This window comes from Bacillus xiapuensis (genome assembly GCF_002797355.1).
GTDB classification, from domain to species: Bacteria; Bacillota; Bacilli; order Bacillales; family Domibacillaceae; genus Bacillus_CE; species Bacillus_CE xiapuensis.
The window spans coordinates 2,017,536-2,029,515 of record NZ_KZ454939.1 but is presented as its reverse complement, the minus strand read 5'-3'; the positions used below and the strand labels follow the sequence as shown (position 1 = coordinate 2,029,515).

General features: G+C 45.7%; 12 protein-coding genes, 1 other RNA gene and 1 pseudogene. 10 read left to right on the top strand and 4 right to left on the bottom strand.

All coding sequences use genetic code 11. The features are described 5' to 3' along the window. Nucleotides 1-19 precede the first annotated feature (19 nt). Nucleotides 20-311, bottom strand: a pseudogene (locus tag CEF20_RS10165) (transposase); the annotation flags it as partial. Between the two features lie 288 nt (nucleotides 312-599). Continuing rightward, nucleotides 600-783: non-coding RNA, 6S RNA (gene ssrS, locus CEF20_RS10160), on the bottom strand. Nucleotides 784-899: 116 nt separating this feature from the next. Here ssrS and CEF20_RS10155 point away from each other — a divergent pair. The 7 genes from CEF20_RS10155 to yajC all read left to right on the top strand — a co-directional run bounded on the left by CEF20_RS10155 (nucleotide 900) and on the right by yajC (nucleotide 5,627). Further along, complete coding sequence (locus tag CEF20_RS10155; protein WP_100331700.1) at nucleotides 900-1,121, top strand: hypothetical protein; 222 nt, start codon at nucleotides 900-902, stop codon at nucleotides 1,119-1,121. Nucleotides 1,122-1,287: 166 nt separating this feature from the next. Then, complete coding sequence (ruvA, locus tag CEF20_RS10150; protein WP_100331699.1) at nucleotides 1,288-1,899, top strand: Holliday junction branch migration protein RuvA; 612 nt, start codon at nucleotides 1,288-1,290, stop codon at nucleotides 1,897-1,899. Nucleotides 1,900-1,920: 21 nt separating this feature from the next. Further along, nucleotides 1,921-2,922 carry a Holliday junction branch migration DNA helicase RuvB gene (gene ruvB / locus CEF20_RS10145; RefSeq protein WP_100331698.1) on the top strand — a complete coding sequence of 334 codons (1,002 nt, stop codon included), beginning with the start codon at nucleotides 1,921-1,923 and terminating at the stop codon, nucleotides 2,920-2,922. Beyond that, complete coding sequence (locus tag CEF20_RS10140) at nucleotides 2,919-3,125, top strand: DUF2905 domain-containing protein (RefSeq protein WP_100331697.1); 207 nt, start codon at nucleotides 2,919-2,921, stop codon at nucleotides 3,123-3,125. The genes ruvB and CEF20_RS10140 overlap by 4 nt, the downstream gene beginning before the upstream one ends. A 19-nt stretch (nucleotides 3,126-3,144) precedes the next feature. Next, on the top strand, nucleotides 3,145-4,173 hold the full coding sequence (queA, locus tag CEF20_RS10135; protein ID WP_100332079.1) for a tRNA preQ1(34) S-adenosylmethionine ribosyltransferase-isomerase QueA: 1,029 nt from the start codon (nucleotides 3,145-3,147) through the stop codon (nucleotides 4,171-4,173). Nucleotides 4,174-4,193: 20 nt separating this feature from the next. Continuing rightward, a complete protein-coding gene (gene tgt / locus CEF20_RS10130; protein ID WP_100331696.1) occupies nucleotides 4,194-5,333 on the top strand; it encodes a tRNA guanosine(34) transglycosylase Tgt in 1,140 nt (379 codons plus the stop codon). Between the two features lie 30 nt (nucleotides 5,334-5,363). Continuing rightward, the gene (yajC, locus tag CEF20_RS10125) at nucleotides 5,364-5,627 is read left to right on the top strand and encodes a preprotein translocase subunit YajC (RefSeq protein WP_100331695.1); all 264 of its coding nucleotides are present in this window, start codon (nucleotides 5,364-5,366) and stop codon (nucleotides 5,625-5,627) included. A gap of 512 nt (nucleotides 5,628-6,139) precedes the next feature. Here yajC and CEF20_RS10120 read toward each other — a convergent pair. Next, nucleotides 6,140-6,517, bottom strand: a complete 378-nt coding sequence (locus tag CEF20_RS10120; RefSeq protein ID WP_232713428.1) for a TIGR04086 family membrane protein — start codon at nucleotides 6,515-6,517, stop codon at nucleotides 6,140-6,142. A 98-nt stretch (nucleotides 6,518-6,615) separates the two neighbouring features. On the opposite strand from CEF20_RS10120, the gene CEF20_RS10115 reads away from it, so the two are divergent. Then, a complete protein-coding gene (locus CEF20_RS10115; RefSeq protein ID WP_100331694.1) occupies nucleotides 6,616-7,263 on the top strand; it encodes a DUF421 domain-containing protein in 648 nt (215 codons plus the stop codon). Nucleotides 7,264-7,272: 9 nt separating this feature from the next. Here the strand turns inward: CEF20_RS10115 and spoVB are convergent, their stop codons facing one another. Beyond that, nucleotides 7,273-8,811, bottom strand: a complete 1,539-nt coding sequence (gene spoVB, locus CEF20_RS10110; protein ID WP_100331693.1) for a stage V sporulation protein B — start codon at nucleotides 8,809-8,811, stop codon at nucleotides 7,273-7,275. A 104-nt stretch (nucleotides 8,812-8,915) separates the two neighbouring features. Between spoVB and CEF20_RS10105 the strand changes: the two genes are divergently transcribed. Together CEF20_RS10105 and secDF are read left to right on the top strand one after the other, a co-directional pair. Beyond that, nucleotides 8,916-9,236, top strand: a complete 321-nt coding sequence (locus CEF20_RS10105; RefSeq protein WP_232713427.1) for a post-transcriptional regulator — start codon at nucleotides 8,916-8,918, stop codon at nucleotides 9,234-9,236. 298 nt (nucleotides 9,237-9,534) lie between these two features. Then, on the top strand, nucleotides 9,535-11,799 hold the full coding sequence (secDF, locus tag CEF20_RS10100; RefSeq protein WP_100331691.1) for a protein translocase subunit SecDF: 2,265 nt from the start codon (nucleotides 9,535-9,537) through the stop codon (nucleotides 11,797-11,799). The last annotated feature ends 181 nt before the right edge of the window (nucleotides 11,800-11,980 follow it).

Genomic DNA, 11,980 nt, shown 5'->3' with positions numbered 1-11,980 from the left:
TATTACGTCATGGATTTCATCTGGCCGCTGCGGAAACGGTTAATCGTACGGAAATCTGGTTTTTGCATGGCAGAGAGCCAAATCATCGGCAGGTTTTCGTCTAGCATCTTCGCGATTCCTCGGCAGGAATAGACCTTTTGCGAGTACGCATAAAGAAGAATTTTGACCATCATTTTGGGGTGATAGGCACTTCGGCCGCCGCCTTTATAAGGCTTGATGAACAGCTCATCGGGCATGTTTTCAATCATCTCATGGATAAAACGGGAGACATGGTGTGCAGGAATCCAGTCACTGAGATCCATCGGAAGCATCAGCTGGTCTGTTTGATAGGAAACAAAGACAGGTTTGGAACGGAAGTTCTTTTTTTGCGTGGACACCTCTTCCGTTTCTAGTGGTAAAGACAACTGGTCCGTGTTATAATTTGTGGGAGTAGTCTTTTGGCTGCTCATAAAAAAATCGCTCCTTTTGTATGTGTTGGTTTGGTTACTTACATTTTACAAGAAAGAGCGATTTTTTTGTGCTTAAAAATAGAAAAAAAACAGGGGCCGTCCTCAAAAGTCGGTTTCACCGACTTTTGGGACAGCCCCTTTGTATGTAATGGAAAGGCCGCTGTTGCCGTATGGTTAATAGAGTTTTAAAACCACCACTCCATAAAGTGGGTGTTTGCAAAAGCGCTCCTATCGTCCTCTTTGCCGAGGCATGATATTCCTGCTTTAATATAAAACTCCCTATTTCAGTTTAAAGGTTAAAACTTTATTAAGATTACGTACAACGCAGCTGATGAGTCAATACTACAGCAAATCTCGTGTTCATGCAACCCTTTTTTGATCGGAGAGTTTAATGAGTGAGAGGCAGGGAAAGAAAGAAATAACGACTCATCCACAGAAAGGAAGATGACATTGAAAATAATAAAGGCAGAACTCCAGTATGATGAAGTGAAGATCCAGGGCGATATTGAAAAAGAATTGGAGCAACTGCTGCATGAAAAGGACATACGCGTGCTTTCTGTTGAGAAAAACAAAAATACGGAGGCGGAATCGCCTTATCAAAGAACAAGCAACAAGGGCGGAAAGCCGGATGTCAGCTCGGCGGGAGCGGGCGGCATGGTATCGCCAAACTAAAGTTTCAGGCAGCAGTGCGGACACACGGGACCAGCTTCTTTTACCAGAGATGGAAGAAAGAAGCTGGTCTTTTTAGTTCGGAAAGGAACAGATGTTTCTTATAGATTTTCGTTTCAGAATCATCATGATATGATACAATGAAGGGTAGTGTGCAGGAGGAGAGAACGTGTACGAGTATATAAAAGGCAGTGTAGAATTTATTGGACCGGAATATATCGTGATTGAAAATGGCGGTATTGGTTATCAAGTGCTGACGCCAAATCCATTTGCATTTTCTCAATTTGAAAAGCAGCTGATGACGATATATGTATATCAGCATGTGCGCGAAGATGTCTTAGCGCTGTATGGATTTGCCACAATAGAGGAGAAGCGGCTTTTTGAAAAATTAATCTGCGTCTCGGGGATCGGACCGAAAGGAGCGCTGGCCGTTTTGGCAAGCGGAGAGCCGGGACAGGTTATTTCAGCGATTGAACAGGAAAATGAGTCGTTTTTAATCAAGTTTCCGGGGATCGGCAAGAAAACAGCCCGGCAAATGATATTAGATTTGAAGGGAAAGCTTGCGGATGTCGTGCCCGAGTATTTCCCGAATTTATTTCAAACAAAGGAATCGGAACAGGAATCTTCCTTTGCCGCAGAGCTTGAGGAAGCAATTTTGGCGCTTGAAGCGCTCGGCTATTCTCAGCGGGAAATCAAAAAAATCACCGCAAAGCTGAAGCAAGAGAAAATGACAACAGATCAATACATCCGCAAAGGGTTGCAGTTGTTATTGAATGGATAGACTGGAAAGGGAGGGATCAAGATGGAAGATCGAATGGTTTCTGGAACGGCTGACAGGACAGAATTGCATGAAGAACAGTCGCTCCGCCCTCAGACTCTAAAGCAATACATAGGCCAGAATCAAGTTAAGGAGAATCTGGAAGTATTCATCAAAGCAGCCCTCCAGCGTGAAGAGACGCTGGATCATGTGCTGCTGTATGGCCCTCCCGGACTTGGAAAAACGACGTTAGCTGCGGTGATTGCCAATGAAATGGGGGTTCAGTTGCGGACGACGGCAGGACCGGCTATTGAACGGCCGGGAGATCTGGCGGCTGTCTTGACGGCGCTTGAACCGGGAGATGTGCTGTTTATTGATGAAATTCATCGCCTCCCGCGTGCAATTGAAGAAGTGCTGTATCCGGCCATGGAGGATTTTTGCTTAGATATTGTGATCGGCAAAGGGCCGAGTGCCCGTTCTGTCCGTCTTGATTTGCCGCCGTTTACATTGATTGGAGCGACGACTCGAGCCGGATCGCTCTCGGCGCCGCTGCGCGACCGTTTCGGTGTGCTGAGCCTGCTTGAATATTATAATGAAGAACAGCTTTGTCAAGTTGTGCTGCGGACAGCGGATATTTTCGGCACGGCCATAGATGAGCAGGGCGCGGCAGAGATTGCCCGGCGCTCCCGGGGAACCCCGAGGATAGCCAATCGGCTGTTAAAGCGCGTGCGCGATTATGCTCAGGTGCGCGGCGATGGCATAATTACCTTTGAAATAGCGCAGGAAGCACTGGAGCGCTTACAAGTCGATCGCCGGGGGCTTGACCATATTGATCACAAGCTGTTAAAAGCGATCATTGAGCGATTTCGCGGCGGCCCTGTCGGGATTGAAACGATTGCCGCAAGCATAGGGGAGGAAGCAGTGACCATTGAAGATGTATATGAACCGTACCTGCTGCAGATCGGATTTCTGCAGCGGACACCTCGCGGGCGAATTGTCAGTGAGTTGGTTTATCAGCATTTTCAGATGGAGGTGCCGACGAAATGAGCGGAATCGGAAAAATGCTCATGCTGGCCGGTGCCGGCTTGTTTATAGTTGGTCTTTTGCTGCAATTCATTAAAGTCGGCAAGCTTCCCGGAGACATTCTTATTAAAAAAGGAAATACGACTTTTTATTTTCCAATTATGACGTCCATCATTGCCAGCGTTGTGTTATCATTAATTTTTTACCTGATTGGAAAATGGAAATGAATAGATAGGGATGAATAAAGTGAAAGTAGAAGATTTTGATTTTTATTTACCTGAAGAGTTAATTGCACAGACACCTTTAAAAGAGCGGGCGGAAAGCCGCTTGATGGTGCTCGATAAAGAAACAGGCGAGATTCAGCACCGGATTTTTAAACAAATCACAGAGTTTTTAAACCCCGGAGATTGTCTTGTGCTAAATGATACGCGCGTATTGCCGGCGCGCTTGTATGGCGTGAAAGCTGACACAGGCGCTAAAATGGAAGTGCTGCTCTTGAAACAAGAAGAAGGGGATTGCTGGGAAACACTCGTGAAGCCGGCCAAGCGAATCAAAGAAGGAAGCGTTATTTCTTTTGGAGACGGAAGGCTGACGGCTACCTGCACGGGCATCAAGGATCACGGCGGCCGCATGCTTGAATTTTCTTATGACGGCATCTTTTATGAAGTGCTGGAGGAACTGGGCGAAATGCCGCTGCCTCCTTATATCAAGGAACAGCTGGAGGAACAGGACCGTTACCAAACTGTGTATGCGAAAGAGCGCGGCTCTGCTGCCGCACCTACTGCCGGGCTTCACTTTACTGAAGAGCTGCTCCAGGAAATTAAAGAAATGGGCGTTCATCTTGCTTTTATTACTCTTCATGTCGGACTCGGCACTTTCCGGCCGGTATCAGCCGATAAGATTGAAGATCATGAAATGCACAGTGAGTTCTATCAGGTGTCTGAAGAGACCGCCCGGCTGATTGAAGAAGTGAAGCAAAAAGGCGGCCGTATTATTAGCGTGGGGACGACCTCGACTCGGACGCTGGAAACGGTGGCGCGCGATCATGGCGGTCAAATTACGGCGGCAAGTGGCTGGACGGATATTTTTATTTATCCGGGGTTCCCATTCAGAGCGATTGACGGCATGATCACCAATTTTCATTTGCCAAAGTCTACGCTAATCATGCTGGTGAGTGCCCTGGCTGGCAAACAGCATGTGCTGAATGCTTATGAAGAAGCGGTGAACAAGAAGTATCGTTTCTTCAGCTTCGGCGATGCGATGCTGATTCAATAATAGAAAGGAGCTGCAAGCATTTGACAGCGATTCGATATGAATTGATCAAAACATGCAAACAGACAGGCGCCCGTCTCGGCCGTGTGCACACACCCCATGGCAGCTTTGAGACGCCTGTTTTTATGCCGGTTGGCACACTGGCGACAGTGAAGACAATGTCACCGGAAGATTTAAAAGCGATGGGTGCGAACATCATACTGAGCAACACCTATCATTTATGGCTTCGTCCGGGACATGATATTGTGAAAGAGGCAGGCGGCCTTCATAAATTTATGAATTGGGATCGCTCAATATTAACGGATTCCGGCGGTTTTCAGGTCTTTTCTTTAAGTGAGTTCCGTAAGATAGAAGAAGAGGGGGTTCATTTTCGCAATCATTTAAATGGGGACAAGCTGTTCCTCTCTCCGGAAAAGGCGATGGAAATCCAAAATGCTTTGGGCTCGGATATTATGATGGCATTCGATGAATGTCCTCCCTATCCGGCTGAGCGGGACTATATGAAGCGGTCTGTGGAGCGGACATCGCGCTGGGCGGAAAGATGTCTAAAAGCGCATGCCCGCCCGCAAGATCAGGGCTTGTTTGGCATCGTTCAAGGAGGGGAATATGAGGATTTGCGCCGCCAGAGTGCCAGCGACTTAGTTTCGCTTGGCTTCCCTGGCTACGCCATCGGCGGTTTGTCTGTCGGTGAGCCGAAAGAAGTCATGAATCGGGTGCTGGAATTTACTACTCCGCTGCTTCCGGCCGATAAACCTCGCTATTTAATGGGGGTCGGTTCTCCAGACTCTTTAATTGACGGTTCGATTAGAGGCGTTGATATGTTTGATTGTGTCCTGCCGACACGAATTGCCAGAAACGGCACATTGATGACGAGCGAAGGCCGGCTGGTCGTGAAAAATGCGAAATATGCCCGTGATTTCGGCCCGCTCGATGAAAATTGCGACTGCTATACGTGCCGCCATTATTCACGCGCCTATATTCGTCACTTAATTCGCACAAACGAAACCTTTGGTATAAGACTAACAACTTATCATAACTTATATTTTCTGATAAAATTAATGGCACAAGTAAGAGAAGCGATTAGAGAAGACCGCTTAGGCGATTTCCGCGACGAATTTTTTGAAGCGTATGGCTTTAATCGTCCGAATGCGAAAAACTTCTAATTTCAATCGTTCTCAGAAAGGGGGGATATCATGCAAACCATTATTATGCTCATATTGATGTTTGTAATATTCTACTTTTTGCTTATTCGTCCGCAGCAAAAGCGCCAGAAGGCGATAATGGAAATGCAAAACAATTTGCAAAAAGGAGATAAGATTGTCACGATCGGGGGCCTTCATGGTTTCATCGACGCGATAGAAGAAGGAACCATTGTGATCAAATGCGGAGATGGCAGCCGCCTGACGTATGACCGCAATGCAATTCGCGAAGTGACAGAGAAAGCAATTGGAGAATAAAGAAGGAAAGCTTCTGTTTTTGATGTGATCCCCTTCTAGCAGACAGAAAAAAGCGTGCTTATCTGTCTGCTATAGAGGGGATTTTTTTGGGAGAAATATTAGAAAAACATACGATCTTACATTTAAGAAAAAAGCAGACAAGCTGAATGAAAAATTGTTGTTTGCCATCTCAGCCTAAGAAGTGGCCACAAACTAGTCCTGAATCCTCTCAAAAAAACGGAATGTAAAAGAAGTCCTGCTTCATAATGATCAGGCTTTCGGTATACATCCCTCCAATAGAACATCCTAATTTAAAAAATATTAGATAAAGCTTGCATGCCCGGAAAGGGAAGCTGCTGGGGCAATGCTTGCAAAGGAATTTCTTTCATCACTTTAAAACAGCTGGAAAAACTAAAGATGTTCGATGCTCTAACCATGAGTGTGTATACAGCCTGAGTTCAGATGAATACAGGACTCAGGCTGCATAATTATGCTTAATTTATTGCTGGGGCCATTTTATTTTCTCCTGCTTTCTAGGATCTTTTGTCCGAGGACAGGTTAACGCCGAGGATGCCGCCCATCATAGCGGTGATTAAGAAACAGCTGTGATAAACGATTTGTTCCCAATGAAAGGAGCTGTGGTAGCCGAGATATTGATAGAGAATCATCGTAACACTGTAAATGAGACCGGTTAATCCGCCGGTTAACCAGCCTTTTTGCTTTGCGAGCTTTCCTGAGATAAAGCCACCGGAAAACAGCGCCGCAAAAGAAATAATCGTAATTGGCAGCTGTATGGAGGTTTCCTCTATAGAACTGAACCGCAAAATAAAAGAAAAAATCAGACTGCAAACAAGGGCAAAGCCGAAAATGACAAGCGTTCCATACATCACACTGTAGCTGAAAGACTTCACTATTCTTCCTCCTTTATTACCATTGTTTGTTCTTCATGTTTTTTAGCATCGCCGTCCATACTAATAGGTAACACGGTCAAAACATGAAGGAGGTTCCTATGGTTTATTGGACGATTGGCTTGCGTGCGGTCTTATTGTACATTGTCATTTTATTTATCTTTCGCCTGATGGGCCGGAGAGAAATCGGCGAACTCAGCATTTTGGACTTGGTCGTATTTTTAATGATCGGCGAAATGGCTGTATTTGCAATTGAAGAGCCGAATGAACCGCTTATGCACACCATTGTACCCATTGCCGTTCTGGCGGTCATCCAAATCACTTTCGCTTTCATCTCCTTAAAGAGCAAAAAGTTCAGAGAATTTATTGATGGGAAGCCAGAAATCATTATCAATAAAGGAAAAATCAATGAGCATGCGATGAGAAGGCAACGCTATAATTTTCAAGATCTTCTCCTGCAAATGCGCGAGAAGGATATTCGTCATATTGATGACATTGAATACGCTATTTTAGAGCCTTCCGGAAGCCTGTCAATTTTGCAGAAAGAAAACAAACGAAAAAGCGGAACCTTCACTTTACCTTTAATACTGGATGGAGAAATTCAGCATGAGCATTTATCCATCATCGAGCAAACAGAAGAATGGCTTCTCCGGGAATTGAAAAAAAGAGGATACCAAGAGATCGACGCTATCTCTTTTTGCAGTTTTCATGACGGCCGGTTTTTTATTGATGAGAGAGACCCATCTTAAAAAACGGCCTTATTTTTTTAGAAAAGGCAGACGATGGATATCCCGCTTTGTAATCAATCCAGCAGCTGCCGAGATGATGAAGTAGCAAAATGATGTGCAGGCAATCCCTGAAATAAGAAAAGTCAGTCCCGCCAGCTGATCCAGCCAATAACGGTTGATCCATTGACTGCAGAAGAAGACGGCTGTTAAAACGAACAGAAACTTCACATACTGCCGAATATTTAGTGATAGGGAGATCTTCTTGAACACGGAAGCCAAGTGCAGAAGTGTCACTAACAAGATGCCCACAGCCATTCCAAGGGCGGCTCCGTAAATTCCGAATTGCGGCTGCGATGCAAAGATAAAGATTACAGCCAGCTTGACAGCGGCGCCGATAAGACTGTTGATCATTGCTGCGTTCGCTAAGTTCAAGGCTTGCAAAACAGCCTGCAGCGGACCTTGATAATAATAAAATAAGAAAAATGGTGCCAACAGCTCGATGAACTTGGCGCCATTAGCAGAATGATACATAAAGCGCATCAGCGGTTCGGCATATAAGTATAAAACGAGCACGGCAAGTCCGCCGGTGATTAAGCAAAAGCGCAGCGCTTCCTGCACACGATATTCCAGCAGCTGATGCTCACGCTTGGTGTAAGCCTCGCTGACCGCTGGGACAAGAGAAGTGGAGAGCGCTAATGTGACAAAGGATGGAAGGAACATCACCGGCAAGGCGTAGCCGGTTAATATTCCATATTCTCTTGTGGCGATAACAGCTCCAACACCAGCGATCGCAAGGCTTTGCGTTACGACAATCGGTTCAAAAAACCAGGAAAGGGAACCGATCATCCTCCCCCCTGTTGTCGGGATGGCGACTTCCAGCAATTCCTTTGCGGTTTCTTTTCCAGAATGAACAGCTTGAAAGAAGCGCTTTCTCAGACGAAACGTTTTGGTGATTTTAAACATGCTGAGCAAGTAAAGAAGAGAAATCAGCTCCCCTGCTGCTGCTGCGGCCATAGCGGCGGCTGCCGCGTATTCGATTCCCATCGGCAGAAACTTCTTTGTTAAGAAAGCAATTAATAAAATGCGGACGACCTGCTCGATGATTTGGGCATAAGCGGCCGGCTTCATATTTTGTTTTCCTTGAAAGTATCCTCTGAGAACAGATGATACCGCGATGATCGGAATAGCTGGGGAAATCGCCGCTAATGGATAATATGTTCGCGGGTCGGTGAATAATACTTCAGATAAATAAGGCGCAAGCAACAAGAGGCTCGGTGTGAAAATAAGGGATAAAAAAATGGTAATTGCGAGTGACACAGCGAGTATTTTTTTGACCTTTGCGTGATCTTTCTGCGCTTCCGCAGCTGCGACACTTCTGGAGATCGCCACAGGGAGACCGATCTGCGTTAACGTCACAATCAGGATAAAGGTGGGAAACACCATCATATAAAGCCCGACCCCCTCCTCCCCGATCAGACGGGCAATGACGATCCGGTTGACAAATCCGAGAATCTTTGTAATTAAGAGGGCTGCCATTAAAATGAGAGTTCCTTTAATAAACTTGGTCATCTGTCTCCCTGCCTTCTCAAAATGGATAAATTGCTATACAATGATATATATGCTTGACAGGTGGGCAAGCATGACAAGTTCATCATTTCTTCTAAATAAAGGGGATGAGTAGATTGGCGGATAAGCACCCTTACGAAAAGTATTTCCAGCTGCTGCTGCCGGCGCTGAAGAGCAAAGTGGAGGAGTTTCGTTTGCTGGAGTATGGCGCTATTGATATCCCGTCGCTTTGGGGGTATCTGTTAAGAAAAAAGTGGAAGAAGCCAAAGGATGAGGCGCGTGTACATAAGCTGGTAGCGGATATTGTCTCTACGACACCTGGCGACTATATGAATTATGCTCAGCTGGAAGCCTATCGTTCGTCCAATTGGCTAGAAGAAATCAACGAAGAAGAATTGCAGGAATTGCTTGGTCCGAAAAAGCAATAGGCTTAAATTGACAGCGGTTATTTTCTGCTTCATAATAGTTTTGTTGAGGAATTCTGGTGTCCTTTGGCCAGAATTTTTTTTATCTCGCATGTAAGGTGCCTTTATCTCCTGCTTCAGGAATGGAGCGGAGAGCAAAAAAGTCTAAGTGGGAGGCCGCGGCATCGGGATGTTATGATGTTCGCCCTTGTTCTTCTCTTCAACAGCGGGCGATAAAGCCTCACTGTTTGAAGGTTCACTTTATCATGCAGCATTTATTGCTATTTTACAAGATTAGCTTAACTAAGGAGGAAGTGACACAATGGTAAAGCGCAGCCGGATCGTAGCCTTTTTTCTTATCGTGCTTTTATTGGCGAGCACTATAGGGCTTACGACGAAGGACATCGTGAAAGATATTAAACTGGGGCTTGATCTCCAGGGCGGGTTTGAAGTTTTGTATGAAGTCAAGCCTGCTAAAGAAGGACAGAAAATCACCGAGAAAGTTGTGGCCGATACGGCGGAAGCTCTCGATAAACGGATTAACGTTCTGGGCGTGAGTGAACCGAGCATCCAGGTGGAGGAAGGAAACCGGATTCGCGTTCAGCTCGCTGGCGTTGAAGATCAATCAGAAGCTCGCAAGCTGCTGTCGACTCAAGCCAATCTCACATTCCGTGATGTTAATGATAAATTAATGCTGGACGGCCAGGACATCGTTCAAAGCGGAACGAAGCAATCCTTTGATGAAAACGGGAATCCGAGTGTGGCCGTTCAGCTGAAAGATAGAAAGAAGTTTAAAAAGGTGACTGAGCATATTCTGAGCTTAGCTCCGAATAACCAGATGGTTATATGGCTTGATTTTGAAGAGGGGAAAGATTCTTATGCCAAGGAAGCGCAAAAGAAAAACCCTAAGTTTATTTCATCCGCCACGGTCGGCGAAGTTTTCAATACCAATGAAGTAAGCATTACCGGTCAATTCACTGTGGAAGAAGCAAAAAATCTTGCCTCCTTATTAAAGGCCGGAGCGCTGCCGGTGAAGCTGAATGAAATTTATTCCACTTCCGTAGGCGCTCAATTTGGAGAGAAAGCCCTTGATCAGACGGTATTTGCCGGCATTGTAGGCATTGCTGTAATATTCTTATTTATGCTGTTCTACTACCGCTTGCCAGGTGTAATTGCCGCGGTTACGCTTTCAGTTTACATCTATTTGATTTTATTAATTTTTGAGCTGATGAACGGCGTCTTAACGCTGCCGGGTATTGCTGCTCTGATCCTAGGTGTAGGGATGGCGGTAGATGCTAACATCATCACCTACGAACGGATTAAAGAAGAAATTAAAGTCGGCAGAACGATCCAGTCGGCCTTCAAGACAGGAAACAAAAACTCCTTCCTGACTATACTTGATGCCAATCTGACGACGATTTTAGCCGGCGCTGTGCTTTTCTATTTTGGTACAAGCTCAGTTAAAGGGTTTGCCACTATGCTGATTATCAGCATTATCGTCAGCTTTATCACAGCAATTTGGGGATCGCGTCTGCTGCTTGGATTGTTTGTGAAAAGCGGTTTGCTAAAGAATAAGCCGGGCTGGTTCGGCGTTCATCAAAAAGACATTAAAGATATTCGCGAAAACTACGATACGCTTGATTTGCCGACGAAATTTGACCGCTTTGATTTTGTGAAGCATCACCGCAAATTCTTTGCCTGCTCCATTGTCGCCATTATTGCCGGCATGATCGTACTTGGGATATTCCGCTTGAATCTCGGCATTGACTTCTCCAGCGGGACACGGATGGAAGTCATGGCAGAGCAGTCTATTTCGGAATCAGGGCTGAAAAAAGAATTAGAAAAGGCCGATTTATCTTCAGACGACATCGTGATTTCCGGAGAGAAGAAAGAAATCGGGGTTGTCCGTTTTAAAGATTCTTTTACGCAAAAAGAAGTGGCTGATGTGAAAGCTCATTTTAAAGAAGTATATGGCCACGAGCCGAATATTAGCACCGTGTCGCCGGTTGTCGGGAAAGAGCTGGCGAAGAATGCGATGTTTGCCTTAGCCATTGCCTCTTTAGGCATCGTGCTCTACGTTACCTTGCGCTTTGAGATTTACATGGCTTTAGCGGCGATTGTTGCTTTGCTGCATGACGCGTTTTTCATCATTGCTCTGTTCAGCTTAACGCGCTTGGAGGTCGATATTACCTTTATTGCGGCCGTCTTAACGATTGTTGGTTACTCGATCAACGATACAATCGTTACCTTCGACCGCATGCGTGAGAATATGGCGAAAAAGCGCAAAATTAAAACCGAAGAAGAATTGGAGGATGTTGTCAACAGCAGCTTGCGCCAAACATTAACACGCTCAATCAATACGGTACTGACCGTTGTCTTTGCCGTTGTCGCCTTGCTGCTATTAGGAAGCAGCTCGATCCTGAACTTCTCAATCGCCCTGTTGGTCGGTTTGGTTTCAGGAACCTACTCTTCCCTCTTCATCGCCGCCCAACTCTGGCTTGTATGGAAGAAAAAAGAGCTTAAAAAGAAAGGGGCCATCATCACTTACAAAGAGAAGAAAAAATGGAGCGACGAACCGCAAGTGTAACAGAAAAGCGGAAGGCGCTTGTTCAGTGGCGACCAGCACAAGACAGAACGCATAGAAAGGTGCACTTTACCTTTCTGGGCGGTTTGGCTTGTGACCTCGAGCCGCTAGCGCCTGCAGCTGGACAAAGAAAAGCGGAAGGGCCTCGAAAAGCCCCGACCAGCACAAGATCAGCTGACTGCAA